We start from the raw sequence: 23505 nt of genomic DNA on the forward strand, positions 1-23505 counted from the left end.
TGCATTGGATGTTCTAAAAAAAATTACCCTACTTTTTTGGTAGACTAATAAATTCTTCTATTTTTGCCGCCTGAAAATAGTTGCGTGAATACATTTCAATGCTTTTTGGTAAGATGCCTGGAGGCATGTTGTAGGCCGGCGACCGGCTGCCGATGTTGTTATTGAGACATCGGGGTAATTATGCTTTTTTTTAACTTTTTTCTCTACAAAATAAGTAGACTATTAAATCGATCCATCATGCGCGTTCACTCTCTTTTATTTAAATTTACTCTTACTGGAACTGTTGTTCTTTCATCATTTTCATTAAAGGCACAACTGGCGGGTCGTGTGATCAATGAACAGAACGAAGGTATCCCCAATGCCAGCATCCAGGTAAAGGGTAAAGATATCGGTACCACTGCAGATCACAACGGCGTTTTCATTTTACAGGATGCACCGAAGATACCCTTTACCATTATAGCCTCCTCGGTAAACTACGATCCTAAAAATGTAGTTGTAAGAAATACCGGCGACTCTTTAATCATAAGGCTGGCCCTCACCTATCATTTGGATACAATCGTAGTGACCTCCCGCAGAAGAAATGAGTTGCTGCAGGAAGTGCCCATTGCCGTTTCCGTAATCGGTGGCCCCAAGATTGCTGAAGCAGGTGCTTTTAACGTAAATCGTATCAAGGAGATGATTCCTTCCCTGCAATTGTATACCTCCAACCCCCGTAACACCGGTGTAAACATCAGGGGCATCGGCTCACCGTTTGGGCTCACCAACGATGGGCTGGATCCTGGTGTAGGATATTATATCGACGGAGTGTATTATGCCCGTCCCGCCGCCGCTGTTCTTGATTTTATGGATGTGGAGCGCATAGAAGTATTGCGTGGGCCACAGGGGACCCTCTTCGGAAAAAATACCGCAGCGGGAGCTATTAACATTATCTCAAAAAAGCCGAGTTTTCACCCGGGCGGCACGCTGGAAACCAGCTTTGGAAATTTCGGATATATTCAGGCTAAGGCCTCCATCACCGGTCCGATTACCCGGCACCTGGCGGGAAGATTATCCTTCTCGGGTACCCAGCGAAACGGGTTGCTCTATAACCAGCGCACCCAGCAACATGTAAACGATATCAATAATCTGGGGGTACGAGGACAACTGTTATATAATGTGTCCGACAATACATCCGTCACTTTAAGCGGAGACATCACATCCCAGAAACCCATCGGGTACGCACAGGTGGTGGCCGGTGTGGTAAAAACAGAACGGCCGGCCTACCGGCAATTTGATGCCATCATTGCTGACCTTAACTATCAATTGCCTTCTGCCAATGCCTTTGACCGGGTGATTGATCACGACACCCCCTGGAAATCGAACAATGAGCTCGGAGGCGCATCACTGAATATCGACAGCAAGATCGGACCGGGAACCCTCACCTCTACAACAGCATGGCGTTACTGGAAATGGGATCCTTCAAACGACCGCGATTTTACCGGACTGGAGGCGCTTTCCAAATCGCAGAACCCGGCGGAGCATAAAAATTTTTCCCAGGAACTCCGGTATGCCGGTGCAATCAACGACCGTCTCAGCGGTGTAGTGGGATTGTTCTTTATCGACCAGGATATAAAAATTCATGGAACCGAGGAATCCGGTAAAGACCAGTGGCGCTTTTCCCAAAGTTCTACCAGTAATCTTTGGAAAACACCGGGACTGCTGAATGGATACGGCATCCGGACTGAATCTTCTATCAAATCCTTAAGCGCAGCTGCATTTGCGAATATAGACTGGGAGTTCGCTGATCATTTCCACTTCCTTCCGGGTATCCGTTTAAACTATGATGAGAAAAAAGCGGTGTACGACCGGAAAACCTATGGTGGGCTGCAAACAGACGACCCTGCTTTGATTGCATTAAAAAACTCCGTATATGCCAGTCAGTTTTATGAATCCAATGCCGCAGAGCGGAATTTCACTTACCAGCTCACGCTTGCATACAAGCCATCCAAACGTCTGAACACATTTGCTACTTACGCCACCAGCTTTAAACCCGTGGGCGTAAATGTTGCAGGTATTCCAACAATTGACGGTAAACCGGCTACCAACCTGGCGGTGATCCGTCCCGAATATACCAAGCATGTGGAACTGGGCATAAAAGCGAACCCCACCAACGATCTCACACTGAACCTCACGCTTCACAACTCCGATATCAAAGACTACCAGACAAACGTGCAAAGTGCCGAACTGGGTGTTAACCGCGGATATATTGCCAATGCCGATAAAGTAAGCGTTAAAGGCGTAGAATTTGACGGAAGCATTCGCATAAACCAGCATTTCAATTTCAACGGATCTTTGGCGTATACCGATGGTAAGTATGTAAAATTTACCAATGCCCCGCTTCCATTGGAGGAAACAGGTCATACCGAAAATGGCGTGCAGGTGGCATTTAAAGACGTTTCCAATAGCCCGTTGCCCGGTATTTCCAAATGGGCAGGATCCCTGGGCGGTGAATACAGTACCCCGGCGGCACCCTTTGGAAAAGCCGGACAATTCTTTGTGGGCCTGGATGGCTTTTACCGGTCTTCGTTCTCTTCCAGCCCTTCTCCTTCCAAATACCTGAGTATCGATGGTTATACACTGGTAAACGGCCGCATAGGCTACAGGGTACAAAAAGGATTAACGGCCTACCTGTGGGCCCGTAATATTTTTGATAAAAATTATTACGAACAACTGCTGGCTGCAGGCGGAAACGCCGGCCATTACGCCGCGGTGCTTGGAGACCAGCGCACTTATGGCATTACATTAAGCTTTACATTCAACGGAAAAAACCAATGATATAAGGTGCATCAGAAATGACTCATCCAGCCCGGCCTAATAACCGGGTTATACAGAGCAATCAAAAATGCCCTGCTGTTTTCACAGCGGGGTTTCTTTTTTTAATATTCCGGTTTAAAGTTAAACCTTGCAGAATTTCGTTGGTCTAACAGGTGTATTTTTGACAATTATCGCTTTTGACACAATTGACAATGAAAAAACTAATGTTTGTTTGCTGGGCTATGTGGCTTTGTATATCTGTTGGTGCCCAGGCAAAAACATTGTACCTCGATCCAAGTAAAACAATCGGAGCGCCGGCCTCCCGGGTATTTGAGGAAGTAAAGTTTATTCCGCTCGAAACCACCCGGAAAAGCATGTTTGGCGCCATCCGGCAATTAGTGGTTACGGATTCTCTGTTCATCGTTCTCGACGGGGATACCAATGCGTTATATTTTTTCGACCGGCGCGGCAAATTTTTACAGAAGTACCGCATCAAACGTTACCGGATCCGCGACATCCAGCTGGACCGGTCAAAAAATGCGTTGCTGATCTTCAGCCTCAACAAAAACTATAACATTCCGTCTGTTCAGGTGCAGGAATACCTGGAGGCAGATGTTCAAAAGGATATTTCAAAATTTGCAAAAGCCACCTGGTTCTATCTCTATGATGTAACGGCCGCCAAAACCGAGGATCTTAAAAACTTCCGGTATGCTTTTACCAACCCGGTACGCTTTGATAAAGACAAATTTGCCGCCAGCTTTATTAAAGCCAAAAGAACGGCCCGCGATACACTCGACTATCAATTAAAGATCATCAACCAGTCGGCCGTTCTACAAAACTATTTTCCCTACAATAAGAAAACCGAATCGGTTTATTATTATGCGGGCGCATCCCAGTGCAGCATTATTCCCACGCAGAATGACTCTGTATTGTTTGTGACCCGTCCTTTTCAATACGAGATCTATACGCTTACCCCATCGGCCATTACAGAAAGCTATAAGCTGATGCTGCCCATGGACAATGCCGTTCCTCCTTCCTTTTTTAATATGGGCTTCTCCAGTCGCGGTGAGATGGATACCTATAAAATCGAACATCCCGCTTATGCACACAAAATTGAGAATGTGATCCGGTTTAAAAATCTGATGTTCTTCGACCTCAACCTGTTCAAAGGCTATAACCGTTATCTCTTCGATAACAAGACCAATCTCATCTACGACTATAATAAAATCTCTTCCGACAGCAGCAGCTATTTCCTGCCGGTTTCGGGGGTCATCAAAAGTTTTGATGAACAATATATTTACCTGTCGCTGTCCGCTAAAAGCATGTTTAATGCAAAAAAATCGTCTGAATACAGAAACCCGCAATATGACGATGTATTGACCCGCTTTTTTGCCACACGAAAAGAAACAGACAACCCCGTATTGATCCAGTTAAAACCCAAAGAAGATTTAGCGACAAAATGAAGCGACCCATTCTGATTATCCTGCTGCTCCTGCCCATTTTGTCGTTTGCACAGACCAGTGGCAGCGTGAAGGGGCTTGTTTCGGACTCTGTGCACGATTATGGCCTGCAGTCTGCAACGGTTACCGTGTATAAAAAAGCCGATTCCGTACTTGTCAACTACCAGGTTACCAATAACCAGGGAGAGTTTAATATCGGTGAACTACCTTTTCGTACACCGCTCCTTGTTTCCATTACCTATTCCGGGTATAATGATTTTTCAAAGGAGGTATACCTTGACTCTTTAAAGAAAGATTTTGACTTCAAAAAGATAGGGCTTTCCAGGGATACGTCCCGGCAAATGGAGGAAGTAGTGGTGAAATCGGTGGTGCCCGTGCGTATGAACGGTGATACCCTGGAAATAAATCCCGATGCATTTAAGCTGGATTCCGCTGCGGTAGTGGAAGACATGTTGCTGCGCGTGCCGGGTGTAACCATGTGGAGTGACGGAACCATTACTGTAAATGGTAAAAAGATCAGCAACGTATTTGTAGACGGCAAACCTTTTTTTGGAGGCAGTCCTGAAATTGCCACCCAGAACCTGCCCAAAACCGCTATTGAAAAGATACAGGTATACCAGGAAAAGGACTACAGCAAACAGGAGATCACCAGTACCGAAATGGATTCTACGTTCACCATGAACATCAAAATGAAGGCGGAAAAACGCAAAGGCTTCTTTGGAAAAGTAGGCGCCGGGCTGGGAACGGATCATCATTATGAAGGCGACCTCACCATGCAGGCCTACAACAAAAAAACAAAACTGGCGATTGCCGGAAATCTTAATAATACCAATAAAACCATTCAGAATGTACGGGAGGCGATCGAAAACAATACTTTCCGATCTTATAACCGCAGAAATTTCGGAGCGCCCAATGCCAATGCCGCCGGACTCAATACCGTGCATTATTTTGGGGCGTACCTGCAACACAATTTTGACGAAAGCACCAACTCCCGCTTTAATAATTCTATCGACGGGGAGTATAATTTAAGAGATTCCAAGAACAACCAGCTCACCAACAGTACCACCATCCAGAACCTGACCGATTACACGCTTACCAATATTACCGAACGGCGCAGCAACGGAAGTTCTTTGAATCAGTCGGTTGACGCCGGCTATGAAAACAGGAAACAGGCCACCTCTTTTTCAACAAAGGCCAACTATACCTGGAACAATGCGCAATCAGCAAACGAAGGAAATACTACCGCGTTCCGCAATGACACGTTGCGGGCCAGTCAGCGTCGTAACAGTACGGCTGCTACCTCCCACTCCAACAGCTTTAATCTGAATGGTTATTTTAATAACAACGATTACGACGAAGGCATCAATAAAAAAAGCTTTTCCACCAGTTTTTCGGTAACCTCTAACAACAGCGAAAGCAATAGCACCCAGATCAGCCGCTTCGAATCATTTGTTGATAGTATCTATACACAAAATACCGACCGGAAATATCACAATGAAAATTCCAACTTTACCACCAATATCGGGTTAAACTACAATGGACTCCGTTCGCTGTTGTTTGGTAACTATAATTTCTGGAATATCAATATCGGCTTACGGAATAATTTCCGGTACAATAAATCAGACCTGAACGCCGATGTATTGGAACTGGATAGTACCAATACTTACCGGATCAATGAGGCACTTACCAATATCAATTCTGTAGTGAATATCGAAGACCGGCCGGGCATCAGCTTCTTCAAAACCATCAGCAGGGTACTTTCAGACCGGCATTATAAAAGCATTTCCTTCCGTACCGACCTGCAGAACCAGTTCCTTTATCAGCGGAATACGTCCACCCTCAGTTACCGGAACCTGGAGCGGTCGTTCCATTTCTTTACGCCTTCTTCATCCATTTACTACAATTACAACCGGTTTAACAAGTACAACCTGAACATCGGTATTACGCACAGCAGTTCCGCCACCGCACCCACCATCGACCAGTTGTACCCCATCGTTGATAACATCAACAAGTATAATATTGTGGTGGGCAATCCCGATCTGAAATCGCCACTGGGCAATAACTTTAATTTTAACGCCAGCTACAACACGCAGCGGTTCAATGAAAAGACCACCTATTCGGCGAGCCTGAACCTGGGGTATAACACCTTTAAAAATGGCATTTCCGATAGCAGTATCTTTGGCAACAACGGTTCCCGTACCTCCTATTTGCTGAACATTAACGGGCGGCGCTCTTTTAACGGAAACTTTAATGCCAGTGCCTCCTACCGCATCAATAACAAAAACATGCTGCAGATACGGTACAACGGCAGTTTGGGTGGCTCACACGCTCCGCAATACATAAAAACTCCGGCAGACCTGGCAGCCCAGTTGATCTATACCCAAACCCGGAGCCAGAATCATGGAGTACATCTTTTCTACAGTCTTACCGATCTTTTCAATATATCACTGGGAGAAAACATCACCTCCAACAACAGCCAGCAGATCGGTACCGGTAAAGCAGCGCTAAAGGCAACGACCTACGGAACCACCGCCCGCCTTACGCTTCTTGTACCCAAAAACTTCACGCTGAGCAGTAATGTTAACTACCTGAACAATATCTCCGCTAAGAACCAATCGGAAAAGGCCACGATATGGAATGCCTATGCTACCTGGCGCTTTATGAAAATGAAGCAGGCGGAAATAAAATTATCGGTCTTCGACATCCTCCGGCAGAACCGGAACATCTCCAACTTTGCTAATGATAATAATACCACGGGCACCACTATTACAAACGGAATCCAGCAATTTTACATGCTCACCCTTTCCTACTTTCCCCGGCAGTTTGGTGGTAAATCCGGCAGATCCGGACGTTCCGGGGGTCGCCGCAGTGAAGCCGGAGAACAGCGGCAACGGCCGCAACAGCAGCTCCGGCAGCAAAGTGGCGGCGGCGTGCAGCGGAGGGGCGGAAGGAATTAGCAAAGAGATCTGAGACTTGAAATGCAGTTATCGGATCTCCGGCATCAGCCTCCTCACTGCTGACCATTGACATCAGATCTCCGTTCTCAAATCTCAGAGCACGACCCCAAGTTTAAATAAAGGTGGAAGGCTTAGGATTCTGTTAACATTCTCCTCGTTAATTTTATGGCGAACTGATTCGTATGAGAAATCAACTGTATTGCCATTTGCTTATACTGCTGATGAACTGTTTGCTGAGTTTTCAGTTAGTAGCGCAACCAACTCCCGCGGTACCCGTACAAAAGCTTTACCTGAGTCCTAAAGCGGCCGGCAGTGAAAACCAGACAAAACTCATTGACTCCTTAAAATTCATTCCCCTGGAGCCCGTCAAAGGCACCAGTTCTGACATTGACGGTTACCTGCAGCCAACAGATAAGTATTTTATCATCGTCAATTATTCTGAAAAGAATTTCCTGCTGTATACCAGGAATGGGAGGTTTATAAAAAAAATCAGTTTTAAACACCTGGGAGAGGGCTTCTGGCCCAATTACCAGGAACGCAATAATCAGATCGTTTTTTGGGGCGGCAACAAAAATTATACGCTAACCCGGAGAGACCGGATCCAGATTGAGCAGGACCGCAACAATCCCCGGAACAAAAAATACTTCAAAAAATATGTGATTGACCTCAATGATACCACCTTCCAGCTAAAAAAAGCAGCTCCCACCGAATATGAAATCATCAATGCCTATCATTATTACGATGATTATTATATTCAGTCGAAAGTAGCCACCAGCCCGCTTTACAAAGATTCGCTGGAATATGAACTAAAGATCTATAAAAACCAGAAACTGATAAAAGCATACTTCCCTTATAACCGCATCAATGAGCCCCGGTACCTGTTTACCGAAGCATACACGACTCCTTTAAGAACGGATTCGCCCTATGTATGCTACCTGACCCGGCCTTATTGTGATACCATTTACAAACTGGTCCGAGACAGCATCACCCCCGTTTACCAGCTGGTACTTCCGCTGGAGAACAGCCTGCCGCCGGGGTTTTATACCAAGCCTTTTAAAAACAAGACCGAGCGGGATAATTTCAACCGGAATAACGGCTGGATGCTGCGCCAGATCTATCTCCAGTACGACGCACCGCGGTTTAGTCTTTTTACAATCAGCTTTCTTTCCAACTATGAACAATATGTATATGATAAGCAGAAAAACCTTTTTTACAATACCAAGAAAATAAAAGCAGACAGCAGTCAGTATAACATACAGCTGTTCTCCAATTTCGGAGACTCCCGCATCGGCAAAAAGTTTTATAAGCTGCAAAAGGTTGAAGAGCTGAATGCGTTTTTCAAGCAAAACAAAAATGTTCCCATACCAAAAGAACTGGAAGACGTTCTGAAACCGGAAAATAAAAAAGCACCTCCGGTCGTCATCGAATTCCAGTTCAAAAACTAACAGCATGAAGACCTGCTTATACCTCATCTTTTTTCTTTTTTGTTTTACTACCATTTATGCTCAAACCGGCAAACTGAACGGGCAGGTACTTGATTCGATAAGTAGTACCGGCCTGGAAGCCGCTACCGTCAATATTCTGAGCAAGGACTCGGTGCTGATCAACTACAAACTATCTGATAAAAACGGGAACTTTTTCTTCGAAAAGCTGCCGGTGAAAAAGGAGCTATTGGTCAGCATTACGTATGTAGGCTACCATAACTTTAGCCGGCTCATCCGGCTGGAAAGCGAAAAAACCGATTCGCTACGGGCCCGGTTGTCGCTCAATCTATCAGACAGCAATGCCGTTACGGTAAGCGCTGCAATACCAATAAGGATGGAAGGCGATACCCTGGTGATCACCCCCGCAGCCTTCAAAATGAAGCCCGATGCAGTAGTGGAAGAAATGCTCAACCAGGTTCCGGGGGTTACCATCTGGAGCGACGGCACCATTACCGTGAACGGGCAAAAGGTAAAAAATTTCCTCGTGGATGGTAAGCCGTTTTTAGGTTCTACAGATCCCCGGCTTGCCACACAAAACCTGCCCAAAACGGCCATAGAAAAGATACAGGTATACCAGGAATATGACCGTACCAGTAAAGAAAAGCAGAAACAACGGCAGGACTCGATCCTGACCATGAACCTGCAGTTAAAGGAAGGCAACAAAGCCGGGTATTTCGGAAAAATAAGCGCGGGCTATGGAAGCAGTGATCGTTATGAAGGCGATCTTTCGTTCCAGATGTATAATAAGAAAACCAGCTTCGGGATCGGTGGCGGGCTTAATAATATCAACAAGGATATCGGAAATCTTGAGCAGCTGTTCCAGAATAACACTTACCGGAATCAAAATCCCAACCTATACTATGTGGGGCAGTTTGGCTCCGATGGCATTAATAAGAATCATTCTATCGGAGCTGTGCTGGTACATAATTTCATTGAAACCTCCAACAGCCGGCAAAACAACCGCCTCTCTCTCAACTATAACAAATCCGGTTCGCGCTCCTTTGTTACCGATCAGAATATGCGCAATCGCACCACGCCCGAAAACCCGCAGTTTGAGCAACAGGAAGGTCTGCAAAACAACACTGTAAACAGGAACGAGATTGGCATCAATTATATCAAAACCAGCAGCTATAATGATGAGTTGACGGTAAATGGCCGGACCATTTTTGACAACCGGCAAAACCAGTCAACAAGCCGCACCGAAGTAAGAAACCCAGCAGGGCAGCTCCTGAGTTCCAACACCATGGCATCTGTAGAAAACGGGAAAAACGATAATGAGTCTGTGGACCTCAACTTTTTGAACGGGCAGGAAGATGAGCCGTTAAAAAATTTTCGTATACGGTATAATCTCAACAACAACCGCTCCATTTCCGACAGAACGGTGGAAAGCCTCTTTAAATCGTATACGGAAACGGCAAAAGACACGGCTTACAACAGGCAATACCATACTACAAATAATACCTTCAACACCGGTGTGAACCTGGAATACCAGGGCTTTAAGCGGCTGCTGCTGGGCCGGTATAATTTGTTTGGCATGAGTGTTTCCTTTAACCAGTGGTTCAATTATACACGATCATCCGGCAACACCAGGGTAACAGATTTTGATAGCCGCGCCAATACTTCCACCATCAATCAGCAACTCTCCAATCAAAACAAGCGGGAGCTATTCGAATACACGCCTTATCTAACTCTGTCGAAAACATTGGGCAAATATTCCGGAAAGTTTTACAGAAGCAGTTCCGTAGAAGTAAAGCTGATCGATGATATCAAAACAGATAAGAACCAGTCTTCCATTGCCAACAGGAACTTAAACCGCAGTTTCCAGTTCTTCCGGTATGAAGGCACGCTCAGCCATTGGTACAACCGGCACAATCAATTCACTTACCAGACTTACCTCAACTACAGGAAAGACTTTGGATATGCATCCATAGACCAGCTTCACCCGGTCGTGGACGACATCAATGCATATGAGATACGGAAAGGAAGTCCTCATTTACAAAACCAGGTTAACCACAACTTATCGGTATATACCAATTTCCAAACCCAAAACTCAAAATCGGCCTACACATTTTCTGTGATGTTAAACGGTGATTATACCCGTTCCTTCAACCCGGTTACAGACAGTATCCTCAATGATCCTTCCGGAAAACGCATTTATTACTATATCAACGCCGATCAAAGTAACCGCTACCGGATCGCTTATGAAACCAATATATCCAGGCGTATAAAGAAAAGCAGCATCCAGCTGAGATATAACGCTGCTTTTAACAACGGCCGCACGCCCAATTATATTGATAATATCTATACGATCAGTAAAAACTTCAACAATAACCATAATATCGATCTCCAGTTTTCGCTCCGGTCGCTGATGATCTTCAATATCGGTGAGGCGCTGACCACCTACCGGACCCAACAAACCGGGCAGGGACTTACCTCCTTTAAAAACACGCTCAATACAACCCGGCTAAGTTTTACACTGAACTACCCGGCCGGCTTTACATTTAGCAGCACGCTTAATTATGTAAAGAATTCCGGTTTGAGCAAACCTACCATTCTCTGGAATGCCTTTGCCAGCTACCGGTTTATGAAACAGCAGGGAGAGCTGAAATTATCTGCCATGGATCTGCTGAAGCAATACCAGAATATTTCCAGCAGTGCCGATACTTATGGTACCACAACCCGCATTACCAACGGCCTGCAGCAATATTTCCTGCTTACGTTTTCTTACTACCCGCGCAAATTTGGCAAAAAGGATTTAAAGCAAAAGACAACCGAACAGACCTGGTAAATTCTTAAATTGTATCCACAACGGCTTCCTGACCGTTGCCGCATACATTGATCGTTTATCATACCTACTTCCTTCAATAAAAATCCACAGCGGTTTTATATGAAAAACTTGTATATATTTGATTTGTTTATTCGATCAGATAATGGCCTGCTTATTCCGAACGGCGTTTCTTATTTTTAATACCCTTCTCGCTCTATTGTCATCTGCGCAAACCCTGCGCCAGGTGACCATCATTTCTGAAAATGACGGGTATATATCTATCAACAACGACGGCTATTATACTAACGGGCTTAAGTTCTCTTACCAGTGGAGACGCCTGCCTGCCGCTCAAACACGGCGTGAAAGAACCAATGCATTCCAGCTGGGCCAACTGATCTACACTTCCCAATTTGCAGGAGAAGCCAAACTCGACCGGCCGATCACCGGCTATTTGTATGGCGACTTTCATCAATCTGTTTTTAATAAAAAACAAGAACTGCTCAAATGGGGCATCGGGTTTGGACTCATTGGCCCGCCGGCTTTCGGAAAAGAAATGCAGGAACGGGTACACCAGGTCATGCAGATTTACAAACCCAAAAACTGGGATAAACAATTGCGGGCAGATTGGGGACTGATTGCGGATGCTTCCTGGTCGCCTCAGCTGAAAAAGGAAGGGAGCCGTTCCCTGCTGGATGTAAAGCCCCTGCTTGCTGCAACCGCAGGGAATCTCTTTACACATGCCACACTGGGATCTGCGTTTTTACTGGGCCAGTCCAATGGAAACAATGCTACCGTGTTCTGGGATAACCATAAGGGAAATACGAAGGCCGACCGGGAATATTTTGCGTACGTGTTTCCCTCGGTGTCATTTAAGGCCTACGATGCTACCGTTCAGGGAGGTATGTTTAAAAAAGGCCCGGAACCTATTGAAGGCCGGCTAAATCCTGTTTTTTTTCAAACCCGCATGGGGGTTATGTATTCCGGCAATAAGCTCTCGCTTGGGGCGGCTGCGGTTTATGAAAGCAAGCAATCCCTTACACAGGTATCTTCCCAATGGTATGGAAGTTTACAGGTAGGGTTTATGTGGTGATATTTAAATTCTAATTAGGAAATCCCAAATAGCAAATGCTAATGGGAGATTACTCCTGCTTTGCCAGTTTTTCTGAGTTTTCTGCGAACTGCAGCTGGTCGATAAACTCCTGGATATCTCCGTTCATAAAGGCATCCAGGTTATAAGAGGTAAGGTTGATCCGGTGATCGGTAACCCTTCCCTGCGGGTAGTTATAGGTTCGGATTTTAGCGCTGCGGTCGCCGGAGCTTACCAGACTTTTCCGGTGCCGGGAGATCTCTTCCTCCTGTTTCCGCACCTGTTCTTCATACAACTTGGTGCGCAGCATCTGCATGGCTTTTTCCCGGTTACCAAGCTGGGTACGCTCGGTTTGGCAGATCACCACCGTTCCGGTAGGAAGATGTGTCAGCATTACCTTGGTTTCCACTTTGTTTACGTTCTGCCCACCGGCGCCACCGCTTCGGGCGGTTTCCATCTTTACATCACTTTCCCTCAGCTCAAAATCAATTTCATCGGCTTCCGGCATCACCGCAACGGTTGCGGCAGAGGTATGCACCCGTCCCTGTGTCTCTGTATCCGGAACGCGTTGTACCCGGTGTACCCCGCTTTCAAACTTCAGGGTGCCATATACATCATCACCAGTTACCTCCAGCTGCACCTCCTTGTATCCCCCTACGGTGCCTTCGCTTTCGCTGAGTACGGCGGTTTTAAAACCATGACGTTCACAATACTTTATATACATGCGAAACAGGTCGCCTGCAAAAAGACTGGCCTCATCCCCACCTGTACCGGCACGTATTTCCATGATCACATCTTTTCCGTCCTGCGGGTCCTTGGGAATCAGCAGCTGGCGGATTTGTGCTTCCATCTTTTCTTTCCGCTCTTCCAAACCGGTCACCTCTTCCTTGGCCAGCTCCCGCAGTTCTTCATCATCACCATTCAGTGCTTCTTTATTAAACTCTAGGTCATCCAGCAGCTTTTTATAATCATTATAAGCAATAACAATCTTTTCCAGGCTCCGGTATTCTTTGCTGGTTGCGGCAAACTTTTTATTGTTGCCCACAATCTCCGGGTTCGTAAGCGCAATTCCCAGCTGGTCGTACTTGGCCTTTATGGCTTCCAGTTTATCTAACATCAACAAATTTATTTTGAATCAACAGGGCGCAAAGGTAAACAGATTTGAGCATTCAGATTTCAGATATTAGCCCCTAACACTCAGATTTGATATGATGAATACCGAAGGGTATCTATCTTTGAAGCATGTACAAAAAGATAAAACCGGCACAGTTATTTGACGGGTACCAGCTGTTTGAAGAAAAAGTACTCGTTTTAACCGAGAGGGGAACTATTGTTGACATCGTTGATCCGGCCGATGCCGGAGAAGACGTAGAGGTGCTCGAAGGCATATTAAGTCCGGGTTTTATCAACAGCCACTGTCACCTGGAGCTCAGCCATATGAAAGGTATCATTGAGGAGCACACAGGCCTGCTAAGGTTTGTGAACCAAATCGTTAGCAAAAGGTATGCAGATCCTGAAGCCATTCCTGCCGCCATTGAAAGGGCGGAAGCAGAAATGATCCGCAATGGGATTGTGGCAGTGGGTGATATCTGCAACACCACCGATACGCTTTTTCAAAAAGAAAAAGGGCACCTGTACTATCATAATTTTGTAGAAGTAATTGGCTTTGAGCCAGCACAGGCCCAGCAACATTTTGATACCTACAAGGTTGTTTACGACGCGTATTGTGAGCGGTTTCATCCCAGGCAGGTATCGTTAACACCCCATGCCCCCTATTCCGTTTCCACGCCCCTCTTGAAATTGCTGGCCACATTTCCGGGCAATCAGTTACTCAGCATCCATAACCAGGAAACAGAAGATGAAAACGAATGGTTCCTGAACAGTACCGGCGGTTTTAAAGCCCTGTATGAGCGGCTGCAGTTAAAAGAAGTACCGGTGGCGCCGGAGGGGAAATCCAGTATTCAAACCTATAGCCCTTACCTGCCGGAAGGGCAACAGCTGTTGTTTATTCACAATGTATTTACCACGGCAGCAGATATCCGTTATGCGCTGGATCGTTTCCCGGATGCCTGCTGGTGCCTTTGCCCCAACGCCAATTATTATATTACCAACCGGCTGCCGGATATTCCGATGTTTCAGAAGGAAGGGGTACCACTCGTGCTGGGCACGGATAGCCTGGCCTCCAATTACAGCCTGAGCATCTGGGAAGAGATCCTGCGGATTCAAAAACATTACCCGCAGATCCCCCTGGAACAAATGCTCTCCTGGGCTACCATCAACGGCGCAAGGGCTCTGCAGATCGGGGAACGTTATGGCAGTTTCGAAAAAGGGAAAAAGCCCGGTGTGATCCAGATCCTAAACGATACTATTAACCGGCTTTATTAGCCCGAAGCATCCGGAAAAATCTTACCGGATATTTCCTATTGAATTCTTTACAGTGTCATGCTTTACTTTCAAAGGATTTACAATTACCGCAACCGGCTTATGGTCCACCACAAGGGTGCCCCGTCCTTCAAAAGTGATCTTCCCTGCCATTCTGGAAGAAATATTGGTTTCATAAATCCCATCCCCGTCCAGGTCGGCCAGCACCAAGGTTAGTTCACCGCGGTTGCTGCGCACGGTATTATTGTTTTGGCGTTCAGCAGTCTGCAATGCATGTTCATGAATGGTATACGAAATATGGGTATGATTGCTTCGGGATGCATTTTGGTTAAAGGCTCTTGTATCCTGTGCCCATGTGGTACCTAAAATAAATAATCCGGCTACCAGGCTTGTCATTTTTTTCATATGCTGTGTCATAACGGTCGTTTTTAACTGTTAAAGCGTTTTATCTTCAGATCAACCAGCCACGGCTTTTGTTACCCATGAAGGGCCTGCCATTGTTTAGCTTAAAATAGCCCGCAGTACCGGAAGAGTACGCATGCGGCCAAATTCGGGCAAGTGAAGGGCATAATAAATTTCCATGAGGTCCAGCACCCGGTTGCGTTTCTGGGAAGAAACCCGGATGCTTTTCAGTTCAACAGGAAGCCTTGCCTGCAACAATTCGGTAATCAGCAGGGTAGCTTCTGTATCTGCATAATAATGATGTTCAGGCGGTGTTTCCCTGAATTCCCCGCTTTGCAGATCCAGCAACAAATGCGGTGAGGTGGCCAGTGGCCCCGGAGGTATTCCCGGTGAAAAGCCGAGGATGCTGCAGAGATGCACGGCAAAAAAAACCGGGAAGTTTGCTGTAACCGTCGCATCCGCTTCATCCAGCGCGAGCAGGCTGTCTTCCAGGAACCCAAACAGGTCTTCATTGGCCTCTGGCTGACGGAGCGTTTTATGTAATAGCTCAATCATAAACAAAGCCACCCCGTTTTTAATCACATCACTGAACAACTGTTGGTAAATAAAGGAGAATTTAAATTCCCGGATCCGGTTCAGTGTTTTTAACTCATTGTGGTACACCACCATATCCAGAATAGCGGCGGGCTGAAAAAAAACAGCCTTATTGCCGCTCCTTTTTCCGCCAGACCGCACGCCGTTGATCAGGTAGGACTGCAGCCCCAGTTTATCCGTATACAGGGTTGCGATGACGCTCGTTTCGCCGTATTTTGCCGTTTTCAGGACAATGCCCTTTGTTTTATGTAAAATATCTGCCAAAATCTGTTCGCACCATTTGCTGCCTGCAAGGTAGGTTTTTTGCAAATAATGGCCATTTACCGCTCAATAGTTAGCTTTGCAATACATGAGAACGAATCAACAGTGCGTTATCTCTTTTAAAGGCTGGCACCACCACACTTCCCGCCGGCGCTTTTGATTGATAAACGGCATCCTGTGAACGCCCTGTTTTTTGTTTCTTTGCAACTCATTTTTAAAGTATATCGATATTTATGTGGAAGCAATCCGGCCGTTTTATTCTTAAATACAGGGTCATCTTGTTATGTTTACTGGCATTGATCACCGTCATTTCCGGCTTCTGGGCCAGTAAAGTAGGATTGAGTTACGAATTTTCAAAAGCAATTCCAACCAATCACCCGGTAAATATTGCCTACCAGGAATTTAAGAAGAAATATGGAGAGGATGGTAACCTGCTGGTAGTAGGCGTTCAAACTCCGCACTTATTTTCTGAAAAAACATTCAATGCCTACCTGGAGCTTCAGACCGGCTTAAAAAAAATTCAGGGTGTAGAAGATGTTATTAGCGTGCCTACGGCCATTAACCTCGTAAAAGATTCGGCCACCGAAAAACTGGCTGTAAAAAAAATATTTCCGGAAGGTCCGCTGGACCAGGCCCGGATCGATACTGGCGCCGCTGTTTTTAAACGCTTACCCTTTTACCAGGGCCTGTTATACAATCCGGCAACCCATGCCTACCTGATGGGGTTGCGCATGAACAAACAGGTAATCAACTCCGCAAAACGGGATGCGGCCATTGCCGCTGTAAAAGCACAAACCACCAGATTTACAGAAACCACCGGCATTGATGTAAAGTTAAGCGGACTCCCCTACATCCGTACAGTACTGGCAGCCCGTATTGCCCACGAAATGCAATACTTCCTGGTGGCTTCCATTGTGTTATCGGCAATTATCCTCCTGCTCTTTTTCCGGTCGTTCAGTTCCATGCTGCTTTCGCTTTCCGTGGTGATCATCGGTGTATTGTTCAGTCTCGGCACCATGCATTTGCTGCACTATAGCATTACGCTTTTAACGGCATTGATCCCCCCCTTGATCGTGGTGATCGGCATTCCCAACTGCATTTATTTCCTTAACAAGTTTCACACCAGCTGGAATGAGCTCACAGAGAGCCTTGGCGACGAAGAGATCCGGGCCCGCAAAACCGAATTAAAAAAGAAAGCAATCGAAAACATGGTGGCCAAAATGGGCGTCGTAACCCTATTCTGCAACCTGGCAGCCGCAGTAGGCTTTGCGGTATTTGCGCTTACAAAAAGTGAGATCCTGCAGGAGTTTGGCGTGGTTGCCGGCATCAATATTATGTTGCTTTTCTTTATTTCACTGGTGCTGATCCCGGCTGTATTGAGTTTTTTACCGGTACCCAAATCCAAACATACCCGTTATCTGTTCAATCCCCGGCTTAACCGCTGGCTGCAGCGCCTGGAACGCTGGTCCATCAATCACCGCAAGCTGGTATATGCGGTAACCGTAGTGGTAATCGGGCTTACGGCCATTGGCATTTTCAAGCTGAAAAGCAATGCTCATATGGTAGATGATGTTCCACACAATGATAAAATATATACCGATCTGAAATTCTTTGAATCCAATTTCAGGGGCGTAATGCCTTTAGAGATCCTGGTAAATACGAAGAAGAAATTTGGCGTTACCCGCAATTTCAACAACCTCACCCGGATCGACTCACTGGCACAATACCTGGCGTCCAAACCAGAAATTGCCCGCCCGCTGAGTATTACAGAAGGACTGAAATTTGCCAAACAGGCTTTTTATGAGGGAGATCCGGCCAATTATTCCATGCCTTCAGAATTCGATCTCCCGGGCCTGGCACAATACCTGAACATGGGTCGCGATTCCGGCGCTGCTCCAGCCTCAGCTTTTACAAAACTGCTTTCCAGCTTTATGGACAGCACCCGGCAGGAAGCCCGCATCAGTGTGAATATGGCCGACGTGGGATCGCATCGCTTACCCGAATTAATGAACGATATCCAAAAGCGTATCAACCAGCTATTTCCAAAGGAAAATTATGATGTAAAACTAACAGGCACATCCATTACCTTCCTTGCGGGCGGGCAGTTTATCATCGACGGGCTTAAAGAAAGTATTTTATGGGCCTTCCTGTTGATTGCGCTTTGTATGCTGTACCTGTTTAAATCCCTGCGTATTCTTGTTTGTTCGCTTATTCCTAATGTGATTCCGCTGGTGATCACCGCAGGTATTATGGGCTGGGCCGGTGTTCCGCTAAAGCCCAGCACGGTATTGATCTTTAGTGTGGCTCTTGGGATCGCCATTGATATTACCATCCGTTTTCTGGTCAACTATAAACAGGAGTTGCCGCGCTATAATGAAGATGTGGCCGCTACTGTGGTGCAAACCATTCACAGCACGGGCATCAGCATCCTGTACACTTCGATGGTGCTGATCGCCGGTTTTGTTATTTTCTGTTTCAGCAATTTCGGTGGCACCCAGGCGCTGGGATGGCTTACATCGCTAACACTGGTTACAGCTACGATAACCAATTTGATTTTATTACCGGCATTACTTATCAGTTTTTCAAAGAAAAAAAGAGGTAGCAAATAGAGCCTCCGGAATCGGTAAAACCGTCCCTGCCGAATGAGCAATCCCTGTTTGGAAAGTAATGGCGCTGCGCGATCCAGCCCGGCCATAGCGAAATCCCTTAGAACACGTTGGAGTGTAAAGCCCGCTGTTTTAGGAAATCATCTGTTATTTAAAGTGCATACATACCAGGAGCCAGTCCAACACTTGTTTACAGGGCAAGGATCTTCTGTTTTAATCAATCGTGCATGTCTTCTGTAATCAAAAATTTTGTACGTAGATGATTTGATTACAATCGATCTGATTACAATTTTTGGCCATCAACAGGTTCCGGTTTTTTAGTCGGTGGCCACGCCGGTCACCGGGGTTCCAACAACTGCTTTATCCGTCTGCGGCTACCGCCACAAAACTGCAGTAAGGGTTAACAAATGCCGCTGATCCCAATCCCTGTTCCAAATGAAAAAGCGGCCTGGTTTTACCAGCGCCGCTTTTGTATATCTTTTTTAAGTAATAGAGCTTACTTCTTTGGGGCCGGTTTTGTACCGCCTGCGGCAGGAGCAGCACCGCCGGTTGCCGGAGCCTGCTGCTGATTTACATTGATTCCCAGTTTTTGAGCCACTGGTAAAGACAGGTTATCCGCCTGAGGTGCCTCAAAAATCACTTCGTCATGCAGTACATACGTGTATCCTTTTTCCTTTGCATAAGCGCGTACCGCGTCGGTTACTTTCTTAAACAGCGGCTGAAAAAGTTCCGCCTGCTTTCCCTGGATCATCTGCTGGGCGTACTGTTGCCAGTTGGCTGCCTGCATTTGCAACTGACCCAATTTTTCTTCGGCCATTTTCTTAATTGATGGAGATGTTTTGGGATCCTTTATCAGTGAATCTTTCTCTTTAATTTCGTCGCTGAGTCTTGAATATTCCCCACCAACGGAGTCCTGAGCCCATTTTTCCAGTTTCTGTTGTGTAGCCTGTGCTTCGGGCAATGCACCCACCAGTCCTTGTATATCTACGTAACCGATTTTTTGAGCGGAAGCTGTAGTTGCACCAATAACAACCATTCCCAATGCCAGGGCAAGAAATTTTATCCGTTTCATTTAATTTTTTTTGTTTGTCCGCTCCCGCTGAAGCAGGGCCGGACGGTTTTTAAGTTTATTGTTTTTAAATTTTAAAATTGTTGCAAAAGTGCTTGCAGTTTATTTAACCGAAAGTAATTTCAATACTTCATCACTTTTGTCCAATTTCGGGTCGGCAAATATAATGGATTTCCCCTCACTTTTATCCAAAACCAGGTCATATCCCTTTTCGATTACCAGCTTTTGAACTGCCCGGTTTACCTTCTCCTGCAGCGGTCCCATTAGCTCCTGCCGCTTTTTGAACAGATCTCCTTCAAAACCAAAGCGTTTCTTTTGCAGATCGCGCAGTTCCCGTTCTTTTTTAAAAAGCTCATCTTCCTTTTTCCTCCGGGCGTCTACGCTCAGCATGCTTTCCTGGGAATAGTACTCGTCATAGGCCTTATCCAGCACCTCCTGTTTCAGGTCAATTTCTTTCTGCCAGGTAGCAGCGGTAGTGTTAACAGAAGTCTGTACCTGCTTATACTCCGGCATTTTATCAAATATATAACGGGTATCGATGATCACATATTTTTGAGCCACAGCAGCAGATGCGGTAAAGAAAAGGCCCAGGGCCAGCACAACGAGTTGTTTCATGTGTCTATTTTTTATTGATTTTAGCCACCCCGGATGTTCCCGGGAATTCCGTATAAAAATTTTCATCGCCTTATTCCGGGGATCTTTTGGAAGCACCTCCTGATCGCGTGAATTATCCGAAAACTTTTATCGTCATTTCATATACCAATTGGGTTCTTATATATACCAGATGCAAAATGTAGCAAAAAGGTTTACTCCGGCTCAAATCCGAGCATAAAGGTAAACTTGCCAGCATTTTTCAAACCCTGCCCTGGCACCAGCCGGTCAATACCGATACCATAGTCAAACCCGAGCAGCCCGAACATCGGCAGGTAAAAACGCATACCCAGACCCACGCTGCGGCGCAGTTTGAATGGATTATACTCCTTATAATCGTGCCAGCCGTTGGCTGCTTCAAAAAATGCAAGACCATAAATCGTACTTCCCGGGTTGGTTACCAGCGGGTAGCGCAGTTCTGCCTGGTATTTGTTAAAAATGATAAACATATTGCGGGTATCGCCGCCACTGCCGTTATCCGGGTTTACGGTAGGATCCGAACTGTTATAAACAGGGTAACCACGCTGGGCAATGATATCGAAACCGGTTAATGAATAGGTATTGCTCATACCGGCATCTCCCAACTGAAAGCGCTCGAAAGGAGAGTAATTCAGGTTTTTGTTATACCGGCCCATAAAACCATATTTGGCGGCCAGCTTCAGCACGAACTGACGGTTCTTATCTTCTCCTTTAGGACGGCCTAGCGGCACATACCATTGTGCGCCAAAACGCCATTTATGATATTCCACATTTTTGTACTGGGCAGAATCCGCCATGGCTACAGAAGATTTGAACGCAGAGTAGGGCGGTGTGGCCTGAACGCTTGCAGTGATCTCACTACCACTTCTGGGGAAAATCGGATCTGATACCGAAGAACGGCTTAAGCTTAATTTGAAACTCAGGTTATTGGACACCCCATCATTAAAAGGAAGACCATACTGGTAACCCATTTTCTTAACCTTATAACGGGTGTACGCAACAGTGTACCCGATCGTAAAGTAGTCATCTGGCCATTTCAGCACCTTACCCAATCCTACGCTGATCCCGTTCACGGTAAGCGAGGTATCTTTTGAAAAGCGGTACCCGCCACTTCTATACGGATCATAGAAAGATGCATTATACTTGGTATTATTATAACCCAGGGTCAGTGAAGTGCGTTTTTTTCCGCCCAGCCAGGGTTCAGTAAAGGAAAAATTATAAGAGCGGTATACCCGTCCGTTCGATTGTACCCGAAGGCTCAGTTTTTGTCCATCACCCACAGGCAACGGATCCCAGGCTTCTTTTTTCCAGATATTCCTGATAGAGAAGTTATTAAAGGTTACACCAAGGGTTCCGGTAAGACCAATACCGCCACCCCATCCGGCAGAAAGCTCCAGCTGATCGGAAGATTTTTCCTTCAGCTTCCAGTTGATATCTACCGTTCCGTCGGCCTGGTTGGGTACCGGCTGCGGATTTATGGATTCTGTTTCAAAATAGTTCAGCGCATTGAGTTCCCTGATAGAACGCATCAGATCGGTACGGCTGAACAGTTCTCCAGGTATGGTTCGCAGTTCCCGGCGGATTACGTGATCCTTGGTACGCTCGTTCCCCATGATCACCACATTCTTGATCCGTGCAATAGGACCTTCCTGAATCCGGATCTCATGGTCGATGGTATCGTTGTAGATCTTTGTTTCTACCGGCGTTACATTAAAGAACAGATATCCGTCATCATTATACAGCGTGGTAATATCATAAACATCTTGGCTGGGCTCCAGTCCCAGCTTCTTATTCAGTACCGTTGCGTCATAAATATCCCCCTTATTAATGCCCAGAATGCTGTTCAATACGGTATCGGAAAACTTCGAGTTTCCCTTCCAGGTAATATCGCCAAAATAGTACTTATGCCCTTCATTTACCTTCAGGTCTACATACATCTGGTTATTCCGGATGACCTGTGTATCGGCGATGATCTGCGCATCGCGGTATCCTTTTGAGTTGAAGTACTTGATCACTTTTTCTTTATCTTCCGCATATTTCTTATTATTGAATTTTGAGGAGCTGAAGAATTTAAAACGGAAATAAGGATCCAGCACTTTCAGCGTTTTGGTTCCGGTAAGAAAACCCCAGTCGCTCATATATTCATTGAAACTATATACCTGCCGGGGGCCGTAAGGACTTACATATTGAGAGGGGTATAAAGACATCCGGGTGCGTTCCTTGGTGCCCTTCATTTGCTTTTTCAACTTAAGTGCGTCCACACTTTCGTTGCCAAAAAAGTTCACCTCATCGATCTTTACTTTTTTGCCTTTATTGATTTTGATGGTAAGGAAGGTGGAATTGGGATAAACCGGATCTTTTGATTCATCCAGGTTAGTGATAATATCGTAGTATCCTTTATCTTCAAAATACGTTTTTACCACCTGGTAAATATTTTGACGGACGCTCTCTGACAGGATGCGCTGTTTTACCAGTCCGATTTTTTTGGTCAGTTCTTCGATCTCCGTCTTTTTAACACCTTCAAATTTAAAGTTGCCAAGACGCGGACGTTCGGTAACCTGTATTTCCACGCTTACTTTTTCATTATCGACGTGGGTAACATATACTTTTACATCTGCAAAAAGCTGTTGTTTCCAAAGATTGCGAATAGCCCGTGAAAAGATATCCGATCCTGGGTACATAAACTGCTGCCCTTTCTGGATGCCGGAAACCGATAATACAATGGAGGAGTCCAGGTTGGTCGCCCCTTTGATCTTTATATCGGCAATGACATACTCCCGGGGCGTGGTGGATTGCAGAAATTCCTGCAACCGCGGGTCAACCGAGGTAACCGGTGTTGTATCTACCTGGGCAAGGGCATGATTTACCGCAAAAGAAAATATGGATAAAATACAAACTTTGTATATAAAAAAACGCATATAAGGGTTAATGTATTACGGTAATCAATTTTTTTTGCAAAGCAGGAAGCCCTTAAAATTCCTTGCCCTGTAACCACCTGTCGCTTTCTCTCCGG

The 23505-nt window shown here is 45.8% G+C and carries 14 protein-coding genes; 8 read left to right on the forward strand and 6 right to left on the reverse strand.

Features of this window, described 5'->3' with window-relative positions:
- Positions 1 to 237 precede the first annotated feature (237 nt).
- From LL912_RS14855 to LL912_RS14880, 6 genes are all read left to right on the forward strand, one after another.
- Positions 238 to 2814 (forward strand): TonB-dependent receptor, encoded by a 2577-nt coding sequence (locus LL912_RS14855; RefSeq protein ID WP_235554361.1) that lies wholly within the window; start codon positions 238 to 240, stop codon positions 2812 to 2814.
- A 191-nt stretch (positions 2815 to 3005) separates the two neighbouring features.
- Positions 3006 to 4256, forward strand: a complete 1251-nt coding sequence (locus tag LL912_RS14860) for a 6-bladed beta-propeller (RefSeq protein WP_235554362.1) — start codon at positions 3006 to 3008, stop codon at positions 4254 to 4256.
- Positions 4253 to 7210, forward strand: coding sequence for an outer membrane beta-barrel protein (locus LL912_RS14865; protein WP_235554363.1), 2958 nt, complete (start codon positions 4253 to 4255; stop codon positions 7208 to 7210). The genes LL912_RS14860 and LL912_RS14865 overlap by 4 nt, the downstream gene beginning before the upstream one ends.
- 182 nt (positions 7211 to 7392) lie before the next feature.
- A complete protein-coding gene (locus tag LL912_RS14870; protein ID WP_235554364.1) occupies positions 7393 to 8655 on the forward strand; it encodes a hypothetical protein in 1263 nt (420 codons plus the stop codon).
- Positions 8656 to 8659: 4 nt separating this feature from the next.
- Complete coding sequence (locus LL912_RS14875; protein WP_235554365.1) at positions 8660 to 11482, forward strand: TonB-dependent receptor; 2823 nt, start codon at positions 8660 to 8662, stop codon at positions 11480 to 11482.
- 196 nt (positions 11483 to 11678) lie between these two features.
- Positions 11679 to 12551, forward strand: a complete 873-nt coding sequence (locus tag LL912_RS14880; protein ID WP_235554366.1) for a lipid A-modifier LpxR family protein — start codon at positions 11679 to 11681, stop codon at positions 12549 to 12551.
- A 49-nt stretch (positions 12552 to 12600) separates the two neighbouring features.
- Here LL912_RS14880 and prfA read toward each other — a convergent pair whose 3' ends face one another.
- A complete protein-coding gene (prfA, locus tag LL912_RS14885; protein ID WP_235554367.1) occupies positions 12601 to 13665 on the reverse strand; it encodes a peptide chain release factor 1 in 1065 nt (354 codons plus the stop codon).
- Between the two features lie 125 nt (positions 13666 to 13790).
- On the opposite strand from prfA, the gene LL912_RS14890 reads away from it, so the two are divergent.
- A complete protein-coding gene (locus LL912_RS14890; RefSeq protein WP_235554368.1) occupies positions 13791 to 14933 on the forward strand; it encodes an amidohydrolase family protein in 1143 nt (380 codons plus the stop codon).
- A 21-nt stretch (positions 14934 to 14954) separates the two neighbouring features.
- Here LL912_RS14890 and LL912_RS14895 read toward each other — a convergent pair whose 3' ends face one another.
- A complete protein-coding gene (locus tag LL912_RS14895) occupies positions 14955 to 15347 on the reverse strand; it encodes a hypothetical protein (protein WP_235554369.1) in 393 nt (130 codons plus the stop codon).
- Positions 15348 to 15431: 84 nt separating this feature from the next.
- Positions 15432 to 16235, reverse strand: coding sequence for a DNA repair protein RecO (gene recO / locus LL912_RS14900; protein ID WP_235554370.1), 804 nt, complete (start codon positions 16233 to 16235; stop codon positions 15432 to 15434).
- A gap of 185 nt (positions 16236 to 16420) precedes the next feature.
- Here recO and LL912_RS14905 point away from each other — a divergent pair, with 185 nt between their 5' ends.
- Positions 16421 to 18796, forward strand: coding sequence for an efflux RND transporter permease subunit (locus LL912_RS14905; protein WP_235554371.1), 2376 nt, complete (start codon positions 16421 to 16423; stop codon positions 18794 to 18796).
- A 493-nt stretch (positions 18797 to 19289) separates the two neighbouring features.
- Here LL912_RS14905 and LL912_RS14910 read toward each other — a convergent pair whose 3' ends face one another.
- From LL912_RS14910 to LL912_RS14920, 3 genes are all read right to left on the reverse strand, one after another.
- Entirely contained in the window at positions 19290 to 19865 is a 576-nt protein-coding gene (locus tag LL912_RS14910; RefSeq protein ID WP_235554372.1) for an OmpH family outer membrane protein, read from the reverse strand.
- A 99-nt stretch (positions 19866 to 19964) separates the two neighbouring features.
- A complete protein-coding gene (locus LL912_RS14915) occupies positions 19965 to 20477 on the reverse strand; it encodes an OmpH family outer membrane protein (protein WP_235554373.1) in 513 nt (170 codons plus the stop codon).
- A gap of 191 nt (positions 20478 to 20668) precedes the next feature.
- The gene (locus tag LL912_RS14920; protein ID WP_235554374.1) at positions 20669 to 23410 is read right to left on the reverse strand and encodes a BamA/OMP85 family outer membrane protein; all 2742 of its coding nucleotides are present in this window, start codon (positions 23408 to 23410) and stop codon (positions 20669 to 20671) included.
- Positions 23411 to 23505: the final 95 nt, after the last annotated feature.

Origin of the sequence: Niabella agricola (genome assembly GCF_021538615.1) — a bacterium.
GTDB classification, from domain to species: Bacteria; Bacteroidota; Bacteroidia; order Chitinophagales; family Chitinophagaceae; genus Niabella; species Niabella agricola.

Excerpts from the sequence above, each read along its gene's own strand:
- LL912_RS14855 (WP_235554361.1), top strand. The coding sequence starts at position 238 with ATGCGCGTTCACTCTCTTTTATTTAAATTTACTCTTACTGGAACTGTT.
- LL912_RS14860 (WP_235554362.1), top strand. The coding sequence starts at position 3,006 with ATGAAAAAACTAATGTTTGTTTGCTGGGCTATGTGGCTTTGTATATCT.
- LL912_RS14865 (WP_235554363.1), top strand. The coding sequence starts at position 4,253 with ATGAAGCGACCCATTCTGATTATCCTGCTGCTCCTGCCCATTTTGTCG.
- LL912_RS14870 (WP_235554364.1), top strand. The coding sequence starts at position 7,393 with ATGAGAAATCAACTGTATTGCCATTTGCTTATACTGCTGATGAACTGT.
- LL912_RS14875 (WP_235554365.1), top strand. The coding sequence starts at position 8,660 with ATGAAGACCTGCTTATACCTCATCTTTTTTCTTTTTTGTTTTACTACC.
- prfA (WP_235554367.1), bottom strand. The coding sequence starts at position 13,665 with ATGTTAGATAAACTGGAAGCCATAAAGGCCAAGTACGACCAGCTGGGA.
- LL912_RS14890 (WP_235554368.1), top strand. The coding sequence starts at position 13,791 with ATGTACAAAAAGATAAAACCGGCACAGTTATTTGACGGGTACCAGCTG.
- LL912_RS14895 (WP_235554369.1), bottom strand. The coding sequence starts at position 15,347 with ATGACACAGCATATGAAAAAAATGACAAGCCTGGTAGCCGGATTATTT.
- LL912_RS14905 (WP_235554371.1), top strand. The coding sequence starts at position 16,421 with ATGTGGAAGCAATCCGGCCGTTTTATTCTTAAATACAGGGTCATCTTG.
- LL912_RS14910 (WP_235554372.1), bottom strand. The coding sequence starts at position 19,865 with ATGAAACGGATAAAATTTCTTGCCCTGGCATTGGGAATGGTTGTTATT.
- LL912_RS14915 (WP_235554373.1), bottom strand. The coding sequence starts at position 20,477 with ATGAAACAACTCGTTGTGCTGGCCCTGGGCCTTTTCTTTACCGCATCT.
- LL912_RS14920 (WP_235554374.1), bottom strand. The coding sequence starts at position 23,410 with ATGCGTTTTTTTATATACAAAGTTTGTATTTTATCCATATTTTCTTTT.